Here is a 20,538-nt window from a genome sequence, read left to right as displayed (position 1 = left end):
CGGTTGTAGCTCAGTTGGTTAGAGTACCGGCCTGTCACGCCGGGGGTCGCGGGTTCGAGCCCCGTCAACCGCGCCACCACTGCCCCGAAGCCCCGCCCGACGCGATGCGCGGTTGTAGCTCAGTTGGTTAGAGTACCGGCCTGTCACGCCGGGGGTCGCGGGTTCGAGCCCCGTCAACCGCGCCACTTTCCTTTTCAGGTGATCCGGATGTGCGGCCTTGCGGCCGCGCTTGGTATCTCGGCCCCTGCCGGGGCAGGGACCTCGGGCCGCTTGGGGCTTTCGTTGCGCATGAAAAAAGGCGCCCTAAGGCGCCTTTGTATGGTGGGGCGGTGCTTAGCGGCCCCAGCTGCGCACCGGGCCGCAATCCATATGCACGAAGTCGGAGCGCGAGTAGCTTCCGACGCCTCCGGCCTTGCAGGCGGCGGCCGCGCGGGCCATCTGGCCCACCGAGCGCGAGTTCAGCCGCAGGTCCGCGGCCTGTCCCTTGAGGTGCAGCGAGTTCTTGGCGACGCCCGAAGAGCGCGCGCGCAGCATCGCGTTGGTTCTGGGGCTACGGTAGCCCGAGAGCAGCATGTAGGGTTCCGACACGTCCATCAGGTTATGCGCCGCCGCCATGATGTCGACGGTGCGCAGGTCGATGTTCTTGATGTCGTTGGTGCGCCAATCGCGCATGAAATAGGTCACTTCCTTAACGGCGTCGGCGATGTAATCGCCCTCGATCCAGTAGATCATGTCGAGCCGTTCGCCGGTGCGGCCGGAATACATCCGGATCCGCCGGATGTCGCCGCCGCCGCGCAAAAAGCCGGCGGCATTGGAATAGGTCGGTGCGGCGGTCACCACAGTGGCTGCAAATGCACCAAGGAGGCCGCGCCTCGTAAGGCTGGTCGAAGTCGTGTTCGTCATAACGGAGCGCCTGTCCCGTAGTCGCTGTACCTGTGTCGCCCGCAACGTTGTGCAGGCCCTGCCATCTCATCCCCAGATGTATGGTTTCTATGACACATATCGAATCATTCTTAAAGCTCGATTTCCGGCCCCTGGCCCGCAGCAAGCCATTTCGGCGGGATTTTGCTTAAACCGTAAAAGCTGTGTCCGGAATACCTGTTTTTTTCTTGGGTGCGGCATCGCGGCCACGCCAGGGCCGAAGCGGGCCGGTCATGGCTTTATTGTGAGTGGACAAGCCGCTTTCCCTGCCGCCAAATGAAGACGTTGGTTGAGGTAGGATTAAGGACGGCGCTGTGCGGGTCGGGAAAATCATTCAGGCGAAACTCATGGCCGGGGCGGTTTGCCTGGCTTTCGGCGCGGGCGCGCCCTTGGCCGGACAGGCCGCGCAGGTCACCGCGTTCAAACAGGCGCTGGCCGAGACGCTGTTCCAGGACGAGGGGATCGCGGCCTTTTACCGCGCGCGCGACTTTGCGCCCATCTGGACCGGCGACAGCGACGACGACCGGGCCCGGCGCGCAGCATTGCTGGCCGCGTTCGAAACCGTCGGACATCATGGTCTGCCCACGGCGCGCTATGACGCGCAGGCGCTGATGGCGCGGTTTGCGGCTGCGCGGGACGCGCGGGCGCGCGGCGCGCTCGAGATGGAGCTCAGCCAGCTTTACCTGCGCCTTGCGCGCGACCTTCAGACCGGGGTGCTCGACCCGCGGGCCGCCGCGCCGGGGATCAAGCGCGAGGTACCGCTGCGCGATGCGGGCGATCTCTTGCAGCGCATCGCGGCGGAGGAACCGGCCAAGGTCCTGCGGTCGCTGCCGCCGCAAAGCCCGGAATATGCGCGGCTGATGAAACACAAGCTGCTGCTCGAGCGCGCGCTCGAGCATGGCGGCTGGGGGCCGGAGGTGCGGGCGGGCAAGCTCGAGCCCGGGCAGACCGGCGAGGCGGTGATCACCTTGCGCGACCGGCTTGTGTCGATGAAGTATCTCCGCCCCACGATCTCGGCGCGCTACGACGCCGCGATGGAGACCGCGGTGCGCGCCTTTCAAGAGGATCACGGGCTTGAACCCGATGGGGTCGCCGGGGCGGGCACGCTCAAGGAGATCAACAAATCCGTGGCCGACCGGCTGAAATCGGTCATCGTCGCGATGGAGCGGGAGCGCTGGATCAATCTGCCCGAAGGCCTGGGCCAGCGTCATATCCTGGTCAACCTGACCGATTTCAAGGCGCGGATCATCGACGACGGCAAGGTCACCTTCGAGACCCGCTCGGTCGTGGGCCATCAGGATCCCGACCGTCGCACGCCGGAATTCTCGGACGAGATGGACCACATGGTCATCAACCCGAGCTGGTACGTACCGCGCTCGATCATCGTCAAGGAATACCTGCCGCTCTTGCGGCAGAACCCCGGCGCGGCCGGGCATCTGCAGATCACCGACCGCCGCGGGCGGGTGGTGAACCGGGGCCAGGGCTTTGCCAATTTCAGCGCCGCGAATTTCCCCTATTCGATGCGCCAGCCGCCGGGGCCGCGCAATGCGCTGGGGACGGTCAAGTTCATGTTCCCCAACAAGCACAACATCTATCTGCATGATACGCCTGCGAAATCTCTTTTCGCGCGCGAGGTGCGGACCTACAGCCACGGCTGCGTGCGACTCAACGATCCGCATGATTTCGCCTATATGATCCTGGCCCGGCAGACCGACGATCCCGAGGGGTTCTTTCACGAACGCCTGCGCTCGGGGCAGGAAACCCGCGTCGATCTGGACCAGCCGATCCCGGTCCATCTGATCTATCGCACGGCGATCACCCAGGCCAAGGGCAAGGTGAATTACCGCCGCGACGTCTATGGGCGCGACGCCAGGATCTGGGCCGCGCTGAACGCGGCGGGGGTGGTGCTGAACGGCTCTGGCAGCTAAACCCCGGCGGGCCGGAAGCCGGAGGTGAGCATGGCCCACACGCTTGAAGAAATCGCCGCAGCGCTGGGGCTGCCGTTCGAAGGGGACGGCGGCCTGACAATCGTGTCCGTCGCCGAGCCTGCGTCTTGCGCGGACGATCAACTGGCGCTGGCGATGAAACCCGAGTTTGCCGATCAGCTGGCGCAGGGACAGGCGCGGGCGGCCATGATGTGGCAGGGCGCGGATTGGCGCGGTTACGGGCTAAAGGGCGCGATTCTGGCACCACGGCCGCGTTACGCCATGGCCGGGCTCTCGGCCATGATGGACGAGGGGCCGGGCTATGACGCCGGCATCCATCCCAGCGCAATGATCCACCCCACGGCCGAGCTGGCCGCCGATGTGTCGGTCGGGCCTTTGTCGGTGATCGGCGCGGGCGCGCGCATCGGCGCGGGATCGGTGATCGGCCCGCAGGCGCATGTGGGCGGCAAGGCTGTGATCGGGCCGGGCGCGCTGCTGCACGCGGGTGTGCGGATCGGCGCGCGGGTGACCATCGGCGCGCGCTTCATCGCGCAGCCTGGCGCGGTGGTCGGCGCGGACGGGTTCTCCTTTGTCACGCCCGAGGTCTCGGGCGTCGAAAAGGCGCGCGACACGCTGGGGGCCGACGGCACTGACACGGCGCAAAGCTGGGCGCGGATCCACTCGCTGGGCGCCGTGCGCATCGGCGACGATGTCGAGTTGGGGGCCAACGCCTGCATCGACCGCGGATCGGTCCGCGACACGCTGGTGGGCGACGGCTGCAAGTTCGACAACCTCGCGCAGGTGGGCCACAACGTGGTGATCGGGCGCGATTGCCTGATCTGCGCGCAGGTGGGCATCGCCGGCTCGACCCGGATCGGCAACAACGTGGTGCTGGGCGGGCAGACGGGCGTGTCCGACAACATCACCGTGGGCGACAACGTCATCACCGGCGGCGCGACCAAGGTGCTGGCCAATGTGCCGCCGGGCCGGGTGATGCTGGGCTACCCGGCGATGAAGATGGAAACCCATGTCGAGGCCTACAAGGGCTTCCGCCGTCTGCCGCGGCTCTTCCGCGACGTCGCCGCCTTGCAGAAAGCGGTTTCAAAGCTGACGGGGAATGACTAAATCAGCCCCGGGTGGGAATGCCGAGGAAGTCCGATGGATATTGCGCTGAAGGTCCGCGAAATCATCGCCGAACAGGCGATGCTCGATGTCGCCGATGTCCGGCCCGAGCATACGCTGGCCGATCTCGGCGTCGATTCGATGGCCGTGGTCGAGGCGATCTTCGTGATCGAGGAAACCTTCGACATTTCCGTGCCCTTCAACGCGAACCAGCCCGAGGACAGCGATTTCGACATCTCGACGGTGGCCAGGATCGCCGAAGGGGTGCAGCGGCTGGTGGATCAAAAGCCGTGAAACGGGTCGTCATCACCGGCGCGGGCACGATCAATGCGCTGGGTCACGACGTGCCGCAGACGCTCGAGGCCATGCGCGAGGGGCGGTGCGGCATCGGCCCGCTGGTCTTCCGCGATGTCGAGCGGCTGGCGATCCGCATCGGCGGGCAGGTGCGCGGCTTCGAGGCCGAGCAGGTCTTCAACCGCCAGCAATTGTCGCTTTATGACCGGTTCACCCAATTCACCCTGATCGCCGCGCGCGAGGCGATGGCGCAATCGGGGCTGACCTTCGGCGGAGAATTGGCGACGCGCTCGGGCGTGGTGCTGGGCACCTCGGGCGGCGGGCTGACCACGCAGGACGAAAACTATCGGGCCGTCTACGAAGAGGGCAAGAATCGCGTCCATCCCTTCGTCGTGCCCAAGCTGATGAACAACGCCGCCACCAGCCATGTCAGCATGGAGTTCAACCTCAAGGGCCCGTCCTTTACCGTGGCCACCGCCTGCGCCAGCTCGAACCATGCCATGGGCCAGGCCTTCCACATGATCCGGTCGGGCATGTGCGACGTGATGATCACCGGCGGGTCGGAATCGATGCTGTGCTTCGGCGGGGTGAAGGCATGGGAGGGCCTCAGGGTGATGTCCAAGGACGCCTGCCGCCCGTTCTCGGCGACCCGCAGCGGCATGGTGCAGGGCGAAGGGGCAGGGGTCTTCGTCTTCGAAGAGATGAACCACGCCCGCGCCCGCGGCGCCGAGATTCTGGCCGAGGTGGTGGGCTTTGCCATGACCTCGGATGCGGCCGACATCGTGATGCCCTCGAAACAGGGCGCCGCGCGGGCGATGCAGGGCGCGCTGGCCGATGCACGGCTTCCGCGTGAGGAGGTGGGCTATATCAACGCCCACGGCACCGGTACGGCGGCCAACGACAAGACCGAATGCGCCGCCGTGGCGGATGTGTTCGGCACCCACGCGGACCGGCTGATGATCTCGTCGACGAAATCCATGCACGGCCACCTCATCGGCGGCACGGGTGCTGTCGAGCTTCTGGCATGCATCATGGCGCTGCGCGACGGTGTGATCGCCCCAACCATCGGCTACGAAGAACCTGACCCCGAATGCGCCCTCGACGTGGTGCCGAACGAGGCGCGCGAGGCCAGGGTCGAGGCCGCGGTCTCCAACGCCTTCGCCTTCGGAGGCCTCAACGCAGTGCTTGCCCTCCGCCGCGTCTGACCCCGCAGCTGGGTCTGATCCCGACGCCCCTGTTTTCATTGATCCAAAAATATCCCGGGGGGTGTGGGGGGCTGGCCCCCCACCTCGCCACCAAAATCTGGCGCGTCAATAACCCCGCCAGATCCACCCGCCACCCAGGATCCGCGTGCCCTCGGTTTCATAGAACACGCAAGCCTGCCCGGGCGACACGCCTTCCTCGGGCGTCAGCAGCTCGACCTCGGCGGTGGTCGCCGACAGGGGGCGGATGATCGCTGGCCGCGGCGGGCGGGTCGAGCGGACCTTGACCGACACGTGCCATTCATCCGCCGAATCGAACGGTGCCTCGCCCAGCCAGTTGATCTCGCGCACCGGGACGGTGCGCGTCGACAGCATCGCCTTGGGGCCGACCACGACCTGTTTCGCGTCGACATCCAGCTTGACCACGTAAAGCGGCTCGTCCAGCCCGCCGATCCCCAGACCCCGGCGCTGGCCGATGGTATAGTGGATGACACCCTCGTGATGGCCCAGAACCCGGCCATCCGCATGCACGATCTCGCCCGGCTCCGCCGCGCCGGGGCGCAGCTTTTCGATCACCGCGGCATAGTTGCCGTCCGGCACAAAGCAGATGTCCTGGCTGTCGGGCTTGTCGGCCACGTCGAGGCCATACCGCGCGGCAAGCTCGCGCGTGGCCGCCTTCGACGCCAGATGCCCCAGCGGAAAGCGCAGGTAGTCCAGCTGCTCCGGCGTGGTGGAGAACAGGAAATAGCTCTGATCGCGCGCCGCATCGGCGGCTGAATGCAGCTCGGGCCCCGCCGCGCCCATCTTGCGCTGTATGTAATGCCCGGTGGCCATGCAATCGGCGTCGAGATCGCGCGCGGTCTCAAGCAGATCCTTGAACTTGACCCGTTCGTTGCAGCGGATGCAGGGCACCGGCGTCGCGCCGCCCAGATAGCTGTCGGCAAACTCGTCGATCACCGCCTCGCGAAAGACGTTCTCGTAATCCAGCACGTAGTGCGGAAAGCCCATCGTTTCGGCCACGCGGCGTGCGTCGTGAATGTCGATCCCGGCACAGCACGCGCCCTTTTTGGCCAGCGCCGCACCATGGTCGTAAAGCTGCAGCGTGACGCCCACGACGTCGTAACCTTCGTCCTTCAGCATCGCCGCCACCACCGACGAATCGACGCCCCCCGACATGGCCACGACCACGCGGGTTTCGGACGGGGTCTTGGGCAGGCCAAGCGAATTGAGCTTCGGCGCATCGAGCGGCATGGGGATCCTCCGGGGAATTCCATGGGAATATAGAAAAATCCTCGGTATTCTCAAGGCCCCGACTTCATAAGGCGTTAAGTGGCAATCGGCGAAACAATGCGGGAACCGAAAAGCGGGACGCCGATATGTACCTCAAAAAGATCGATGGGCCACGCGCCGTGACCCTGCCGGATGGCACCGTAATGACGCGCGCCGATCTGCCGCCGCCCGACACCAAGCGCTGGGTCGCCTCTCGTAAGGCTCAGGTGGTGCGGGCGGTCACTTATGGTCTGATTTCGCCGGAACAGGCCTGCGACCGTTATGCGCTCAGCACCGAGGAGCTGACGGAATGGGTGCGCGCGCTGGCGGTCCACGGGGAGGAGGCGCTGAAAACGACCGCGCTCCAGCAATACCGGCAACCATAGGTTGCAATTCCGGACGGTTCGCTTATGGTAATCAGTGATTAACCTATTTTGACCAGTTTAGTCACGAGTTTGAATAACACCGGAGTGCCCGAAATGCGTGTCCTTCTCGTTGAAGACGATCCAACGACTTCAAAAAGCATCGAAATGATGCTGACGCATGCCAATCTCAACGTCTATGCCACCGATCTGGGCGAAGAGGGGATCGATCTGGCGAAGCTTTATGATTACGATCTTATCCTTCTGGATCTGAATCTTCCGGACATGAACGGGCATGACGTTCTGCGCCAACTTCGTCTCGCTAGGGTTGAAACGCCGATCCTGATCCTGTCGGGGGCCGACGACACGGACAGCAAGCTCAAGGGCTTTGGCCACGGCGCCGACGATTACCTGACCAAACCATTCCACCGCGACGAGCTGATCGCGCGAATCCACGCCATCATCCGCCGCTCGAAGGGCCATTCGCAATCGGTGATCCGAACCGGGCGCATTTCGGTCAACCTCGACGCCAAGACGGTGGATGTGGCCGGCAAGGCGGTGCATCTGACCGGCAAGGAATACCAGATGTTCGAACTGCTCAGCCTGCGCAAGGGCACGACGCTGACCAAGGAAATGCTCCTCAACCACCTCTACGGCGGTATGGATGAGCCGGAACTCAAGATCATCGACGTCTTCATCTGCAAGCTGCGCAAGAAGCTGGGCGAGGCGACGGGCGATGGCAATTACATCGAAACCGTCTGGGGGCGCGGCTATGTGCTGCGCGATCCCGATCCCGAGCCCGGTCGCGACGGGGCGCCGGCGCTGGCCGTCGGCGCATGACGCGGCAAGACTGGACCTGACCCTTTCAGCCGCCTATCACTTGGCCCAACCAAGACAGGTGGGTCCGGGGCGGCGGAATGGCGGAAAAATCGGTTAACAGCCTGAGCGAAGACGAGGCGCGCGCCGAACTGGCGGAATTGGCACAAAAGATCGGCGCGGCCAACAAGGCCTATCACACCGAGGACGCGCCCGAGATCTCGGACGCGGAGTACGACCGGCTCAAGCGGCGCAACGCCGCGATCGAGGCGCAATTCCCCGCGCTGAAACGCGCCGACAGCCCCAGCGAACAGGTCGGCGGCGCCCCGGCCGAAGGCTTTGCCAAGGTGCGCCACAGGGTGCGGATGCTGTCGCTGGCCAATGCGTTCGACGACGACGACATCCTCGAATTCGACGCCAGCATCCGCCGCTTTCTGGGCCTGACGGCCGAGGCACCGCTTGCCTATACCGCCGAACCCAAGATCGACGGTCTGTCGCTCAGCCTGCGCTACGAGGATGGCGTCCTGACACAGGCGGCCACGCGCGGCGATGGCGCCGAGGGCGAGAACGTCACCGCCAATGCCCGCACCATCCACGATATCCCCGAAACGCTGAAAGGCGCGCCTCGGATCCTCGAGGTGCGCGGCGAGGTCTACATGTCGCACGAGGATTTCGCGGCGCTCAACGAGCGGCAGGCGGCGCGCGGGGCCAAGACCTTTGCCAACCCGCGCAACGCCGCCGCCGGATCGTTGCGCCAGCTTGACAGCACGATCACCCGGGACCGCCCGCTGCGGTTCTTCGCCTATTCCTGGGGCGAACTGTCGGAACCGCTGGCCGACACGCAGATGGCCGCAATCGAACGGCTCAACACATTGGGATTCCAGACCAATCCGCTGACCGTCCGCTGCGAGGGGCCGCAAGAGATGCTGGCCCATTACGCCCGGATTGAAGAGCAGCGCGCGACGCTGGGCTACGATATCGATGGCGTGGTCTACAAGGTCGACGCGCTCGAGCTGCAAAGGCGGCTGGGCTTCCGCTCGACCACGCCGCGTTGGGCCATCGCGCATAAATTCCCCGCCGAACTGGCCTGGACCCGGCTCGAATCGATCGACATCCAGGTCGGGCGCACCGGCGCGCTGTCGCCGGTGGCGCGGCTGACGCCGGTCACCGTGGGCGGCGTCGTGGTCAGCAACGCCACGCTGCACAACGAGGATTACATCGCGGGCCGCGATTCGAACGGCAACCCGATTCGCGACGGCAAGGACATCCGCGTGGGCGACTGGGTGCAGGTCTACCGCGCGGGCGACGTGATCCCCAAGGTGGCCGATGTGGACCTGTCCAAACGCCCCGACGATGCGCAACCCTACGACTTCCCGACGACCTGCCCGGAATGCGGGTCGGACGCCATCCGCGAGGAAGGCGACGCCGTGCGCCGCTGCACCGGCGGCCTGATCTGCCCCGCGCAGGCCGTTGAAAAGCTGAAACATTTCGTCAGCCGCGCGGCCTTCGACATCGAGGGGCTGGGCGCCAAGCAGGTCGAACAATTCTACCGCGACGGCTGGATCCGAGAACCCGCCGACATCTTCACCCTGCGCGACCGCTTCGGCCAGGGCCTGCAACAGCTCAGGAACCGCGAAGGCTGGGGTGAGAAATCCGCCGAAAACCTCTTTGCCGCCATCGACGAACGCCGCCGGATCCCGCTGGGCCGGCTGATCTTTGCGCTGGGGATCCGGCATGTGGGCGAGAATGCCTCGAACCTTTTTGCGCGCAGCTACGGCACCTGGGAGGCCTTCGAAGAGGCCGTCACTGCCGCCGGCGCGCAAGAGGGCGCCGCGTGGGACAATCTGCTGGCCATCGACGGCGTCGGCACGGTCATGGCGCAATCGCTGGTGTCGGCCTTCGCGCAGGAGGCCGAGCGCGCCTCGATCGACCGGCTGGTCCACTACCTCGACGTGCAGCCCGCCGAACGCCCGCAGACCGACGGCAGCCCGGTCGCCGGCAAGACCGTTGTCTTCACCGGCACGCTGGAACGCATGACCCGGGCCGAGGCCAAGGCGCGGGCCGAGGCGCTGGGGGCCAAGGTGTCGGGCTCGGTGTCGGCGAAGACCGACATCGTGGTCGCGGGCCCAGGCGCGGGCAGCAAGGAAAAGAAGGCCCGCGAGCTGGGGCTGGAGGTGCTGGACGAGGACGCCTGGCTGGCGCTGATCGGCGCGTGAGCGGGCGGCCCGAAATCCTTTTTCCGCTGTTCGGAGAGCTGACCAAGCTCGACGGGATCGGGCCGAAAACCGCGCAGAACCTGGCGAATCTGGATATCGAATCGCCGCGCGATCTGCTGTTTACCCTGCCGCATTCGGTGATCGACCGCCGCCCGCGCGCCAGCGTCATGGGCGCCGATTTGCCCGCCACGCTGACCGTCGAGGTCACCATCGGCCAGCACCGCCCGCCGCGCAACAAGGGCGGCGCCTACCGGATCACGGTCAATGATGCCGAAACCGCCTTTCAGGTCGTGTTCTTCCATGCCCGCGGCGATTATCTGTCCAAGGTGCTGCCGACCGGGCAGAGGCGGCTTTTGTCCGGCCGGGTCGAGCTTTTCGACGGCATCGCCCAGATGGTGCACCCCGATCACATCCTGCGCCCCGAGGAGGCCGACACGCTGCCCGCGTTCGAGCCGGTCTATCCGCTGACTGCCGGGGTCACGCAAAAGACCATGACACGGGCCGCGGCCGACGTGCTGGCGCGCGCGCCCGATCTGCCCGACTGGATGGACCCGACCTTCCGCGAGAAAGAGGGCTGGAGCAGCTGGCAGGAGGCGATTCGCGCGGCCCATACGCCGAGGTCGCTGGACGATCTCTTGCCCACGGCCCCGGCGCGGGCGCGGCTGGCCTATGACGAGCTGATGGCGCATCAGCTGACGCTGGCCCTGGCGCGGGCGCATCGGCGCAAGGGCAAGGGCATGGTCACGCAGGGCAACGGCGCGCTCAGGCGCAAGGTTCTGGCGGCCTTGCCCTACCGGCCGACTGCCGCGCAGCTGCGCGCGATGGACGAGATCGCCGGCGACATGGCCACCGAAGAGCGGATGAACCGCCTGCTGCAGGGCGATGTCGGCGCGGGCAAGACGTTGGTGGCTTTCATGGCGCTCTTGATCGCGGTCGAGGCGGGCGGGCAGGGGGTCATGATGGCCCCCACCGAGATCCTCGCACGCCAGCATCTGGAAGGGCTGCAACCGCTGGCGGAATCGGCGGGCGTGGTGCTGGAAATCCTGACCGGCCGCGACAAGGGCGCCGAGCGGCGGGCGAAACTGGAGGCGCTGGCGCGCGGCGATATCCAGATCCTCGTGGGCACCCATGCGGTCTTTCAAAAGGACGTGGCGTTTCACGATCTTCGCCTCGCCATCGTCGACGAACAACACCGCTTTGGCGTCCGCCAGCGGCTGGAGCTGGGGCGCAAGGGGATGGGCGCGGACGTCCTGGTGATGACCGCCACGCCGATTCCCCGCAGCCTCGCGCTGGCGCAATACGGCGACATGGACGTGTCGGTGCTTGACGAAAAACCGCCCGGGCGCAAGCCGATCAAGACCGCGCTGATCTCGGCCGAGCGCATGGGCGAGGTGGTCAGCCACCTTGCCAAGGCCATCGGCGACGGGCGGCAGGCCTATTGGGTCTGCCCGCTGGTCGAGGAAAGCGAAAGCGTCGATCTGACGGCGGCCGAGGACCGGTTCAAACACCTGCGTGCGGCCCTGGGCGAGGGGCGCGTCGGGCTGGTGCATGGCCAGATGCCGCCCGCCGAAAAGGACGCGGCGATGGCGAAATTCGTCGCGGGCGAGACCGCTGTTCTGGTGGCCACCACGGTGATCGAAGTGGGCGTCAACGTGCCCAACGCCACGATCATGGTGATCGAACGGGCCGAAAGCTTTGGGCTGGCGCAGTTGCACCAGCTGCGCGGCCGGGTCGGGCGCGGCGAGGCGGCCTCGACCTGTCTGCTGGTCTATCAGCCGCCTCTGGGCGAAAGCGGGATGAAGCGGCTGACGACCCTCCGCGAGACCGAGGACGGGTTCCGCATTTCCGAGGTCGACCTGGAAATGCGCGGCGCGGGCGATCTGATCGGCACGGCGCAATCGGGCCTGCCACGGTTCCGCGTCGCCGATCTGGAACGGCAGGCGAGCCTGATGGCGGTAGCCCAGAGCGATGCGCGCAGGCTCTTGTCCGAGGATCCGACGCTGGAAACGCCGCGCGGACAGGCCGCGCGCCAGCTGCTCTGGCTGATGCGACAGGACGAGGCGATCCGGCTGATTTCCGTCGGTTGACCCCCTTTGTTCTCAAATGTTCTTAAAAAGTTCTTTACAGGTGGCGCTGGATGTGAGAACAAAGAGGCAACAACGGAACACGAGGAGCCACCCATGCTGAACGACATCGCCACCGCCTTCGACCGCGCCCGGGGTACGCTGGTGCAGGATGCCATCGGCGCGATGTCTCTGGCCGTGATCCTGCTGGGCGCCCTGCATCTGCCCGGCCTTATCTAAGTTTCTGCCTGCGTTCTTGTCACGGGTCCGCTTGCGCATCACTGTCCCGATGCGTTTCGACCGACACTGCCTGTTCCGTCCCGTCCGGCCTGCCTGATCCCGGACTTTCAAGCGGCCCGGTCCCTGACAACAGACGCGCCACTGACCGCCGCCTCCTGTCCCGGAGCGCGGCGGTTTTTTTATGCGCTCTGCGCGGCCTCGGCCTGATGCGCGGCCTCGCTCGCGGCGTCGAGCGTCAGCAGAATCGACGCGTGGCGGTTCTTGTAGGCAGCGGCGGGGCGCAGAACCTCGAGCTCTTCGAACGGGGCCGAGGGGGTGGGGCCGTCGGATTTCAGCATCGCGCGCAATTCGTCGCGCGCCTGGGCGATCTGGTCCGCCGTGCAGCCCACGATCGCGGCCCCCACGACAGACGCCGCCGCCTGGCCCAGGGCGCAGGCCTTGACGTCCTGCCCGTAGTCCACAACGCGGCCGTCCGCCATCTTAAGATCGACCGTCACCGTCGACCCGCAGAGCGGCGAGCGTTTCTTGACCGTCGCGTCCGGGTCGCTCAGCCGTTCGGTGCGCGGCATGTCGGCGGTCAGCGCCAGGATGCGTTGCGAATAGAGCTTGATCAGATCGTTGTCGCCGGACATGGCTTTCCCTTTTGCGATGTCCCTCATATCTAGGGGCTGAGTTTACGGATGCAAAAAGGTTTTTGTCATGCCCTTCGACCCCGCGACTTTGGTCTATGACGACCGCGGCCTGATCCCCTGCGTCGCGCAGGACAGCGCCACGGGGCAGGTCCTGATGATGGCCTGGATGAACGCCGAGTCGGTGGCGCGCACGCTTGAGACCGGCCGCGTGACCTATTGGTCGCGCTCGCGCCAGGCCTTCTGGGTCAAGGGCGAAAGCTCGGGCCATGTGCAGGAACTGCTGGATCTGCGGGTCGATTGCGACCGCGATTGCCTGCTCGCGGTGGTGCGCCAGACCGGGCCGGCCTGCCATACGAATCGCCGCGTCTGTTTCTACACCTCGGTCACCGGCGGCGAGGAAACCGAGCTGATGGGGCCGGTCGCGTCGTCATAACCCGACCATCGCGCGGATGTCGGCGGGCGTCCGCCCTTCGGCGCGGTAGGTGGCGATGGCGCGGGCATCGTCGCGTTTGGCCAGCCGCCGCCCGGTCTCGTCGCGGATCAGCCGGTGGTGGTGGTAGACCGGCGTCGGCAGTCCCAACAGCCGTTGCAGCATCACGTGAATTGGTGTCGCGTCAAACAGATCCGCGCCCCGGATCACATGGGTGATGCCCTGCGCCGCGTCGTCCAGAACCACCGAAAGGTGATAGGACCCGACGAAATCCCGGCGCGACAGGACCACATCGCCGACCTCTTCGATCATTGTCTGGGCGGCGCGGTGGATCGGATCGGGGCGGGTCTCTTCGCGGAAAACGATATTGGGGTCAATCCTTTCCAGTGCTTTCCTCATGTCGATCCGCAAGGCTTCGCCGCCGGGTCGCCGGGGCGGGCGCGGTTTGTCGCGGCAGGTGCCGGGATAGACCAGCCCGTCGGGTCCGATCAGCGGCGGGTCACCCTCCTGCGGCGCGGCGGTGGCGGCGGCGATGTCGCGCCGGGTGCAGCTGCAGGGGTAAAGCAGCCCCGCGCCCCAAAGCCTGTCGAGCGCCGCCTCATAGGCGCCGACCCGTTCCGACTGACGCATGGGCGGCGCATCCCAGTCGATCTCCAGCCAGTGCAGATCGTCGTAGATCTGCGCCTCCCATTCGGGGCGTGATCGGGTGGTGTCGATATCCTCGATCCGCAGCAAGAATTGCCCGCCTTCGGACCGTGCGCGGTCATGCGCCAGAAGCGCGGAAAAGGCGTGGCCGAGATGTAGTGGGCCGGTTGGCGACGGGGCAAAGCGCGTGACGAATATCAATTTTTCTCAAGCACATAGACGGTTGCGTTCAAGTCGCGGCCGGGCAGGTGGGGTCCATGTTCGCGAAAACGTTCGGTGACCGTGCCGTCCGCCATCAGCGCTTCGACCCGAGCCTGATAGCTCGGATCCTCCAGCGTGTGGTCATTGAAGCTGAAGACGGTGAAACCGCCGGGCTCCAGCGCGTCGATGATGCGGTCCAGCACGGCCAAAGGCGCGGCCCCGGCGCCGATGACGCCGATGGCTGCAATGGCCGCGTAACCACGGGGCAAGGGATCATTGGCCTGCGTCTGCGACAGATCGCGGTAGAGGCCCTTGTCGCGGGCGATGGCAAGCATGTCGGGGGACAGATCCAGCCCGTCGATCACGGTAAAGCCGGCCAGGCGCAGCGCGAGCCCCGACAGGCCCGTACCGCAGCCGAAATCGAGGATGGGCGCGTTCGTGTCGGCCATGATCGCATGCAGGGCGGCGGCGCAACGGCCCGGTGTGGCATAGCCGTTTTCGGCAACTTCCGCCTCGTAACTCTTTGACCAGGCGTCATAAACCGCGCGCGTTTCTTCCGCCGTGCGGGCCGCGTAGACCTTGTCTAGAAAGCTGTCCGTCATGGGCGCAGCATAGTCATTCCGCCGCGGTTTCGTCCAGTGTCTGCGCGCCGAGCCAGGAAGACCACGCCGCTTTGGCGCGGTCGGTATAGGCCTTGTAGCGGTCCTTGCGCCCGCGCCGTCCACCTTTCAGACCGTCCACCGGGCGGAAGAGCCCGAAATTGACGTTCATCGGTTGGAAGGTTTTGGCCTCGGCCCCGCCGGTGATGTGGTGGATCAGCGCGCCGTGGGCGCTGTCCTGCGGCACTGTGGGCAGCACCTGCCCAAGTATCTCGGCGGCGGCCATACGCCCCGCAACGAGCCCCATGGCGGCAGATTCGACATAGCCCTCGACCCCGGTGATCTGGCCTGCGAAGCGGATGTTGGGCCGTGAACGCAGGCGCATCTGGGCGTCAAGCAGCGTCGGCGCGTTCAGGAAGGTGTTGCGGTGAATGCCGCCAAGGCGCGCGAACTGCGCGTCGATCAGTCCGGGAATCATATTGAAAACAGCCTTCTGCGCGCCGTACTTCATCTTGGTCTGAAAGCCGACGATGTTGTAGAGCGTCCCCAGCGCGTTGTCGCGGCGCAGCTGCACCACGGCGTGGGGTTTGACGTCGGGCGCATGCGGATTGGTCAGGCCTACGGGCTTCATCGGCCCGTGCCGCAGGGTTTCGCGCCCGCGTTCGGCCATCACCTCGATGGGCAGGCAGCCGTCGAAATAACCGGCGGTTTCACCTTCGTGAAACTCGGTCTTGTCGGCGGCCAGCAGCGCGTCGATGAAGGCCTCGTATTGATCGCGGGTCATGGGGCAGTTGATATAGGCCTTCTGCTCGGCCTCGGTCTCGCCCTTGTCGTAGCGCGACTGCCGCCAGGCGATGCTCATGTCGATCGTGTCGGCATAGACGATGGGGGCGATAGCGTCGAAGAAGGCCAGCGCCTCGGTCCCGGTCTCGGCGGCGATGGCGCGGCCGAGCGCGTCGGAGGTCAGCGGGCCGGTGGCGAAAATCCACTGGCCGCTGTCGGGAAGAGTGTCTATTTCCTCGTTCGAAATCCGGATGTTGGGATGCGAAGTTAAGGCATCCGTCACGGCTTGGGCGAACGGATCGCGGTCCACGGCGAGCGCACCGCCGGCGGGCAGGCGGTGGGCATGGGCGGTCTGCATGATCAGCCCGCCGGCTTGCAGCATCTCCCAATGCAGCTGCCCCACGGCGTTCTGTTCGTGATCGTCCGAGCGGAACGAGTTCGAGCAGACCATTTCCCCAAGGTTTCCAGTGCGATGCGCGAAGGTCTTCACCTTTGGGCGCATCTCGTGAATAACCACGTCGAGGCCGCGGTTGGCGGCCTGCCAAGCGGCCTCGGATCCGGCCATGCCGCCGCCGACGATATGCAATGTCTTGTCCATGACGCCCCTTTAGCGGCTGCGCGCCGCCTTGTCACGGGGGCGTCAGCTGCCCTGCCAGTCCGGCGGGCGCTTTTCGAGGAAGGCGGCGATGCCTTCCTCGGTGTCGCGCCAGAGCATGTTTTCGACCATGACCTCGCCGGTGAAGGCATAGGCCTGATCTAGCGGCATCTGCAGCTGGTCGTAGAAGGCGGATTTGCCGATCTTGACCGCGGCGGACAATTTCGCCGCGACCGTCTCGGCGAGCGCGACCGCGCTCTTCTCGAGGTCCTGCGGCGGGACGACGCGGTTCACCAGCCCCAGTTCGGCGGCGCGGGCGGCGTCGATGAAGGCGCCGGTGGTCAGCATCTCGAAGGCGTGTTTGCGCGGGATGTTGCGGCTGAGCGCCACCATGGGCGTCGAGCAGAAGAGCCCGATGTTGACCCCGTTGACGCCGAAGCGCGTGCCCTCGGCCGCGACGGCCAGATCGCAGGAGGCGACCAGCTGGCAGCCCGCGGCGGTGGCGATCCCGTGGACCCGGGCGATGACCGGCTGGGGCAGGGATTGCAGCCCCGTCATTACCCGGCTGCAGCGCTTGAAGAGATCGGCGAAATAGGCGCGCCCGCCGTCCTCGGCCTGCCGCCCGGCGGTCATCTGCTTGAGATCATGCCCGGCGCAGAACGCCTTGCCCGCACCCGACAGGATCACCGCGCGGATTTGGCGGTCGTCCTTGAGGGCGTCGATCTGCTCTTGCAGCGCGGCGAGCATTTCGTCGCTGAGCGCGTTCAGCCGTTCGGGCGCGTTCATGTGCAGATGCGCGATGTGGTCGGTGTCGGTGCGGTTGAGCAGGGGCATCTTGTTCTCCGGTCGTGTTTGGGTGAAGTCTAGCGCGAGCGCAGGAGGTGTGCATGCTGAAATTCACGATCCCCGAAATGGAGGCCTTTCTGACCGAGGTTTTCCCGCAGGTCGAGGGTATGTTCGGGATCGACCGGATGGATGCGGAACTGCTGGTGATGCGGTTGCATGCGCACGACCGGCATTTGCGGCCGGGCGGCACGGTGTCGGGCCCGGCGATGTTCAGCCTGGCGGATGTGGCGGCCTATGTGGCCACGATGGCGCGCATCGGGCGCGAGGCGCTGACGGTGACGACGCATTGTTCCATCGACTTCATGCGCAAGCCCGAGGCGGGCCGCGACGTGCTGGCCGAGGCGCGGGTGCTGAAGCTGGGGCGCAGCCTGAGCGTGACGGATGTTCTGCTGTATTCAGAGGGCGGGCGCGAGCCGGTCGCGCATGCGTCCTTGACCTATGCGATTCCGCCCCGGCGGTAAGGGCAAAAAAAGGGGCGCGGGAAGGCCCGCGCCCAGTCCAGGAAGTATGAAGGAGGCGGCAGTTATTGCCAGAACCACCGCCGGGATTCGACGAAGGCCGTCCGTCTGTCCAGCCCGACGTCGCGCAACAGATGATCGTCCAGATCGCCCAATGCCACGCGGGTGCGGTTATGCGTGCTCCACTTGGCGATGACCACGGCCACGCGCAGCGCCAGAACCGACAGGGCGGGCAGGCGGGGGGAAGCCGAGAGTGCGGCCAGCAGCGGGGTTTGTGTGGTCTGTGCCATGGGAAGCTCCTCGTGAATTGTATTGACACAATCGTACGCTCATCGGTACAAAGATACCGTACAATACGGATTGTAATGCTGTCGAGGTAAGCATTGTGATGGATACAATTCTGGATCTCTATGAGACCGAGGCCCATGGCCCGAAATACCGCGCCGTGGCCGAGGCGATCCGCCGGGGCGTGTCGCAGGGCCGGCTGGACGTTGGCGAACGGCTGCCGCCGGTGCGCGATCTGGCGTGGCGGCTGGGGATGACGCCGGGCACGGTGGCGCGGGCCTATACGATCCTGACCGACGAGGGCCTGCTGCAGGCCGAGGTCGGCCGCGGCACCTTTGTGTCGCAACCACGGCCCGAGCGCGGCGCCGACCCTTGGGTCGACGTCGATGCGGTGCCCCATGGCCAGGGCGGCGACGTCTACGAGGTCAATCTTGTTTCGCCGCATCTGCCCAATGTCGGGCAGGCGCGGCTGGTGCGAACGCTGCTGGCGCAGGTGGCTCAGGATCCGCCGTCTGGTATCATGCATTACCCGACCCACAGCGGCTGCTTGCCCGCCCGCGAGGCGGTCGCGCGGTATCTGTCCGAACCGGTGCTCGGGCGGTTCGGCGCCGAGGACGTGGTGCTGTCGCACGGCGGGCAAAGCGCGATCACGATGGTGATGCAGGCGGTGCTGGAGGGGCGGCGGCCCGTGGTGCTGATCGAGGAACTGGCCTATCCCGGCTTTCGCCGCGCGGCCGAGTTGATGCGCGCCGAGGTCGTGTCGGTGCCGATGGACGCGCAGGGGATGATTCCCTACGCGCTGGAAGAGATCGCGCGCCGCACCGGGGCGCAGCTCGTCTGCCTGTCGGCAGAGGTCCAGAACCCCACGCTGATCTGCATGCCCACCGCCCGGCGCGAGGCGCTGGCCGAGGTGGCGCGGCGGTGCGGCCTGCAGATCCTGGAGGACGATTGCTATCGCCTGGGTCCGGTGCACGGGCCCTCGTTTCGCGCGCTGGCGCCCGAGCGGGGCTGGTATGTGTCGTCGCTGTCCAAGGCCGTGACGCCGGCGCTTCGGTTCGGTTTCGCCATAGCCCCCGAGGAACAGGCGGCGCGGCTTCGGCGCGCGGCCGAGCACGGGTTCTTCGGTCTGGCGACGCCGATCACCGATGTGGCCGCGCTGCTGCTGAATCACCCCGACACGCCGCATCTGCTGCGGGAAGTGCGTCGCGCCGTGGCGGGCTATGTGCGCGCGATGGTCAACATCCTGGGACGCTACGATCTGAACTGGCGCGAGGACGTCCAGTTCGTCTGGCTGACCCTGCCCGCGGGCTGGCGCGCCAGCACCTTCGCCCGCGCCGCCGAGGCCGAGGGCGTCCGCATCCGCACGGCCGAGGATTTCGCCACCCGAGAAGGCGCGCCGCCCCATGCGGTCCGGCTGACGGTGAACGGCGGCGTGAGCCTGAAAAGCTTTGAGGCCGCGCTGGAACGGCTGCGGGTCCTGCTGGACAATCCACCTGAGCGGATCGCGGTGTGATTTTATGGGGTAAATAGATACCTATTTTGCAAGGCACTGAAATCTAATATAAAATTCGGGATTATCGCGCTTGACCGTGCGCGGGCGACGTTTATAACCCGCCCATCGGAATTTCGGCCGGGCCGTTCCCGCGCCTGAAACTTGAACCAAGGGTGACCCCACGATGAAAACCTTCTCTGCGACTCCGGCAGACATCGACAAGAAATGGATCCTGATCGACGCCGAGGGCGTCGTTCTGGGCCGTCTCGCGTCGATCGTCGCCACGCGGCTGCGCGGCAAGCACAAGCCGTCCTTCACGCCTCATATGGATATGGGCGACAACGTCATCATCATCAACGCCGACAAGGTCCAGCTGACCGGCAACAAGCGCCAGGAAAACTTCTACTGGCACACCGGCCATCCGGGCGGGATCAAGAGCCGCACCAAGGAGCAGATCCTGGAAGGCGCGCATCCCGAGCGTGTGGTCACGCAGGCCGTCAAGCGCATGCTGCCGGGCAACCGCCTGGCGCGCCGCCAGATGACCAACCTGCGCGTCTATGCCGGGGCCGAGCATCCGCACGAGGCGCAGTCGCCGGAAGTGCTGGACGTCAAGTCGATGAACAAGAAAAACACGCGGGTGTAATCATGGCCGATCAGATCAATTCTCTGGAAGAGCTGGCGGACGTCGCCGGTGTCGAAGCCACCCCCGAAGTCGAAGTCGCCCCGCGCGAGCCCGTGCGCGACGCGCTGGGTCGCGCCTATGCCACCGGCAAGCGGAAGGACGCGGTCGCCCGCGTCTGGATCAAGCCGGGCTCGGGCAAGGTGACCGTGAACGGCAAGGAGATGAAGGATTACTTCGCACGCCCCGTGCTGCAGATGATCCTGCGTCAGCCCTTCACCGTTTCGGGCACCGAGGACCAGTTCGACGTGATGGCGACCGTCAAGGGCGGTGGCCTGTCCGGCCAGGCCGGCGCGGTCAAGCACGGCGTGTCCAAGGCGCTGCAGCTGTACGATCCCAGCTTGCGCGGCGCGCTCAAGGCGGCGGGCTTCCTGACCCGCGACAGCCGTGTGGTCGAGCGTAAGAAATACGGTAAGCGCAAGGCGCGCCGGAGCTTCCAGTTCTCCAAGCGCTGATTTCGTTT

Annotated in this window: 22 protein-coding genes and 1 tRNA gene; 15 read left to right on the top strand and 8 right to left on the bottom strand. The window is 66.1% G+C overall.

Annotation, left to right across the window (positions count from 1 at the left end; translation table 11 throughout):
- Positions 1-108 precede the first annotated feature (108 nt).
- Positions 109-185: transfer RNA gene (locus tag RXV88_RS09855), tRNA-Asp, on the top strand.
- A gap of 148 nt (positions 186-333) precedes the next feature.
- On the opposite strand, the gene RXV88_RS09850 is transcribed toward RXV88_RS09855, so the two are convergent.
- Positions 334-903: a YcbK family protein gene (locus RXV88_RS09850; protein WP_316292406.1), complete on the bottom strand. Its 570-nt coding sequence runs from the start codon at positions 901-903 to the stop codon at positions 334-336.
- Positions 904-1,268: 365 nt separating this feature from the next.
- On the opposite strand from RXV88_RS09850, the gene RXV88_RS09845 reads away from it, so the two are divergent.
- From RXV88_RS09845 to RXV88_RS09830, 4 genes are read left to right on the top strand one after another with little or no spacing between them, the layout of a single operon-like run.
- Positions 1,269-2,849 (top strand): L,D-transpeptidase family protein, encoded by a 1,581-nt coding sequence (locus RXV88_RS09845; RefSeq protein ID WP_410468815.1) that lies wholly within the window; start codon positions 1,269-1,271, stop codon positions 2,847-2,849.
- Between the two features lie 30 nt (positions 2,850-2,879).
- Complete coding sequence (gene lpxD / locus RXV88_RS09840; RefSeq protein ID WP_316292402.1) at positions 2,880-3,971, top strand: UDP-3-O-(3-hydroxymyristoyl)glucosamine N-acyltransferase; 1,092 nt, start codon at positions 2,880-2,882, stop codon at positions 3,969-3,971.
- Between the two features lie 33 nt (positions 3,972-4,004).
- A complete protein-coding gene (locus RXV88_RS09835) occupies positions 4,005-4,262 on the top strand; it encodes an acyl carrier protein (protein WP_316292400.1) in 258 nt (85 codons plus the stop codon).
- Positions 4,259-5,467 (top strand): beta-ketoacyl-[acyl-carrier-protein] synthase family protein, encoded by a 1,209-nt coding sequence (locus tag RXV88_RS09830; protein WP_316292398.1) that lies wholly within the window; start codon positions 4,259-4,261, stop codon positions 5,465-5,467. The genes RXV88_RS09835 and RXV88_RS09830 overlap by 4 nt, the downstream gene beginning before the upstream one ends.
- A 105-nt stretch (positions 5,468-5,572) precedes the next feature.
- Here the strand turns inward: RXV88_RS09830 and mnmA are convergent, their stop codons facing one another.
- On the bottom strand, positions 5,573-6,715 hold the full coding sequence (mnmA, locus tag RXV88_RS09825) for a tRNA 2-thiouridine(34) synthase MnmA (protein WP_316292397.1): 1,143 nt from the start codon (positions 6,713-6,715) through the stop codon (positions 5,573-5,575).
- 125 nt (positions 6,716-6,840) lie between these two features.
- Here mnmA and RXV88_RS09820 point away from each other — a divergent pair, with 125 nt between their 5' ends.
- From RXV88_RS09820 to RXV88_RS09800, 5 genes are all read left to right on the top strand, one after another.
- A complete protein-coding gene (locus tag RXV88_RS09820) occupies positions 6,841-7,119 on the top strand; it encodes a DUF1153 domain-containing protein (RefSeq protein ID WP_316292395.1) in 279 nt (92 codons plus the stop codon).
- A 93-nt stretch (positions 7,120-7,212) separates the two neighbouring features.
- Entirely contained in the window at positions 7,213-7,935 is a 723-nt protein-coding gene (gene ctrA / locus RXV88_RS09815; protein ID WP_316292394.1) for a response regulator transcription factor CtrA, read from the top strand.
- A 77-nt stretch (positions 7,936-8,012) separates the two neighbouring features.
- Entirely contained in the window at positions 8,013-10,127 is a 2,115-nt protein-coding gene (gene ligA, locus RXV88_RS09810) for an NAD-dependent DNA ligase LigA (RefSeq protein ID WP_316292392.1), read from the top strand.
- Positions 10,124-12,214, top strand: a complete 2,091-nt coding sequence (gene recG / locus RXV88_RS09805) for an ATP-dependent DNA helicase RecG (RefSeq protein ID WP_316292391.1) — start codon at positions 10,124-10,126, stop codon at positions 12,212-12,214. Before ligA ends, recG begins: the two co-directional genes overlap by 4 nt.
- Positions 12,215-12,307: 93 nt before the next feature.
- Positions 12,308-12,430 carry a hypothetical protein gene (locus RXV88_RS09800; protein ID WP_316292388.1) on the top strand — a complete coding sequence of 41 codons (123 nt, stop codon included), beginning with the start codon at positions 12,308-12,310 and terminating at the stop codon, positions 12,428-12,430.
- A gap of 179 nt (positions 12,431-12,609) precedes the next feature.
- Here RXV88_RS09800 and RXV88_RS09795 read toward each other — a convergent pair whose 3' ends face one another.
- Entirely contained in the window at positions 12,610-13,062 is a 453-nt protein-coding gene (locus tag RXV88_RS09795) for an iron-sulfur cluster assembly scaffold protein (RefSeq protein WP_316292386.1), read from the bottom strand.
- Positions 13,063-13,129: 67 nt separating this feature from the next.
- Between RXV88_RS09795 and hisI the strand changes: the two genes are divergently transcribed.
- Entirely contained in the window at positions 13,130-13,495 is a 366-nt protein-coding gene (gene hisI / locus RXV88_RS09790) for a phosphoribosyl-AMP cyclohydrolase (RefSeq protein WP_316292385.1), read from the top strand.
- On the opposite strand, the gene gluQRS is transcribed toward hisI, so the two are convergent.
- The 4 genes from gluQRS to RXV88_RS09770 are packed head-to-tail and all read right to left on the bottom strand — an operon-like array spanning position 13,490 to position 17,212.
- Positions 13,490-14,338 (bottom strand): tRNA glutamyl-Q(34) synthetase GluQRS, encoded by an 849-nt coding sequence (gene gluQRS / locus RXV88_RS09785; protein WP_316292383.1) that lies wholly within the window; start codon positions 14,336-14,338, stop codon positions 13,490-13,492. The two genes, hisI and gluQRS, sit on opposite strands and share 6 nt — an antisense overlap.
- Complete coding sequence (locus RXV88_RS09780; protein WP_316292381.1) at positions 14,335-14,940, bottom strand: class I SAM-dependent DNA methyltransferase; 606 nt, start codon at positions 14,938-14,940, stop codon at positions 14,335-14,337. Before RXV88_RS09780 ends, gluQRS begins: the two co-directional genes overlap by 4 nt.
- Positions 14,941-14,953: 13 nt before the next feature.
- Positions 14,954-16,318 carry a methylenetetrahydrofolate--tRNA-(uracil(54)-C(5))-methyltransferase (FADH(2)-oxidizing) TrmFO gene (gene trmFO / locus RXV88_RS09775; protein ID WP_316292379.1) on the bottom strand — a complete coding sequence of 455 codons (1,365 nt, stop codon included), beginning with the start codon at positions 16,316-16,318 and terminating at the stop codon, positions 14,954-14,956.
- 42 nt (positions 16,319-16,360) lie between these two features.
- A complete protein-coding gene (locus tag RXV88_RS09770; RefSeq protein WP_316292411.1) occupies positions 16,361-17,212 on the bottom strand; it encodes an enoyl-CoA hydratase in 852 nt (283 codons plus the stop codon).
- Here RXV88_RS09770 and RXV88_RS09765 point away from each other — a divergent pair.
- Entirely contained in the window at positions 17,203-17,622 is a 420-nt protein-coding gene (locus RXV88_RS09765) for a PaaI family thioesterase (protein ID WP_316292378.1), read from the top strand. The genes RXV88_RS09770 and RXV88_RS09765 overlap by 10 nt on opposite strands.
- Positions 17,623-17,684: 62 nt before the next feature.
- Here RXV88_RS09765 and RXV88_RS09760 read toward each other — a convergent pair whose 3' ends face one another.
- Complete coding sequence (locus tag RXV88_RS09760; RefSeq protein ID WP_316292377.1) at positions 17,685-17,909, bottom strand: DUF1127 domain-containing protein; 225 nt, start codon at positions 17,907-17,909, stop codon at positions 17,685-17,687.
- 98 nt (positions 17,910-18,007) lie between these two features.
- On the opposite strand from RXV88_RS09760, the gene RXV88_RS09755 reads away from it, so the two are divergent.
- The 3 genes from RXV88_RS09755 (at position 18,008) to rpsI (ending at position 20,530) form a co-directional block, all read left to right on the top strand.
- Positions 18,008-19,417: a PLP-dependent aminotransferase family protein gene (locus RXV88_RS09755; RefSeq protein ID WP_316292376.1), complete on the top strand. Its 1,410-nt coding sequence runs from the start codon at positions 18,008-18,010 to the stop codon at positions 19,415-19,417.
- Between the two features lie 163 nt (positions 19,418-19,580).
- Positions 19,581-20,039: a 50S ribosomal protein L13 gene (gene rplM / locus RXV88_RS09750; RefSeq protein WP_316292374.1), complete on the top strand. Its 459-nt coding sequence runs from the start codon at positions 19,581-19,583 to the stop codon at positions 20,037-20,039.
- 2 nt (positions 20,040-20,041) lie between these two features.
- Positions 20,042-20,530, top strand: a complete 489-nt coding sequence (rpsI, locus tag RXV88_RS09745; protein WP_316292373.1) for a 30S ribosomal protein S9 — start codon at positions 20,042-20,044, stop codon at positions 20,528-20,530.
- Positions 20,531-20,538 lie beyond the last annotated feature (8 nt).

Origin of the sequence: Aestuariicoccus sp. MJ-SS9 (genome assembly GCF_032586235.1) — a bacterium.
Lineage (GTDB): Bacteria > Pseudomonadota > Alphaproteobacteria > Rhodobacterales > Rhodobacteraceae > Aestuariicoccus.
The sequence above is the reverse complement of the archived record's forward strand: the minus strand, read 5'-3'. Positions and strand labels throughout refer to the sequence as shown.

Coding starts and splice junctions, on each gene's coding strand:
- RXV88_RS09800 (WP_316292388.1), top strand. CDS start 12,308: ATGCTGAACGACATCGCCACCGCCTTCGACCGCGCCCGGGGTACGCTG.
- RXV88_RS09760 (WP_316292377.1), bottom strand. CDS start 17,909: ATGGCACAGACCACACAAACCCCGCTGCTGGCCGCACTCTCGGCTTCC.
- hisI (WP_316292385.1), top strand. CDS start 13,130: ATGCCCTTCGACCCCGCGACTTTGGTCTATGACGACCGCGGCCTGATC.
- RXV88_RS09845 (WP_410468815.1), top strand. CDS start 1,269: ATGGCCGGGGCGGTTTGCCTGGCTTTCGGCGCGGGCGCGCCCTTGGCC.
- RXV88_RS09755 (WP_316292376.1), top strand. CDS start 18,008: ATGGATACAATTCTGGATCTCTATGAGACCGAGGCCCATGGCCCGAAA.
- RXV88_RS09795 (WP_316292386.1), bottom strand. CDS start 13,062: ATGTCCGGCGACAACGATCTGATCAAGCTCTATTCGCAACGCATCCTG.
- rplM (WP_316292374.1), top strand. CDS start 19,581: ATGAAAACCTTCTCTGCGACTCCGGCAGACATCGACAAGAAATGGATC.
- RXV88_RS09835 (WP_316292400.1), top strand. CDS start 4,005: ATGGATATTGCGCTGAAGGTCCGCGAAATCATCGCCGAACAGGCGATG.
- ctrA (WP_316292394.1), top strand. CDS start 7,213: ATGCGTGTCCTTCTCGTTGAAGACGATCCAACGACTTCAAAAAGCATC.
- ligA (WP_316292392.1), top strand. CDS start 8,013: ATGGCGGAAAAATCGGTTAACAGCCTGAGCGAAGACGAGGCGCGCGCC.
- lpxD (WP_316292402.1), top strand. CDS start 2,880: ATGGCCCACACGCTTGAAGAAATCGCCGCAGCGCTGGGGCTGCCGTTC.
- trmFO (WP_316292379.1), bottom strand. CDS start 16,318: ATGGACAAGACATTGCATATCGTCGGCGGCGGCATGGCCGGATCCGAG.
- RXV88_RS09820 (WP_316292395.1), top strand. CDS start 6,841: ATGTACCTCAAAAAGATCGATGGGCCACGCGCCGTGACCCTGCCGGAT.
- RXV88_RS09780 (WP_316292381.1), bottom strand. CDS start 14,940: ATGACGGACAGCTTTCTAGACAAGGTCTACGCGGCCCGCACGGCGGAA.
- mnmA (WP_316292397.1), bottom strand. CDS start 6,715: ATGCCGCTCGATGCGCCGAAGCTCAATTCGCTTGGCCTGCCCAAGACC.
- RXV88_RS09850 (WP_316292406.1), bottom strand. CDS start 903: ATGACGAACACGACTTCGACCAGCCTTACGAGGCGCGGCCTCCTTGGT.
- rpsI (WP_316292373.1), top strand. CDS start 20,042: ATGGCCGATCAGATCAATTCTCTGGAAGAGCTGGCGGACGTCGCCGGT.
- RXV88_RS09765 (WP_316292378.1), top strand. CDS start 17,203: ATGCTGAAATTCACGATCCCCGAAATGGAGGCCTTTCTGACCGAGGTT.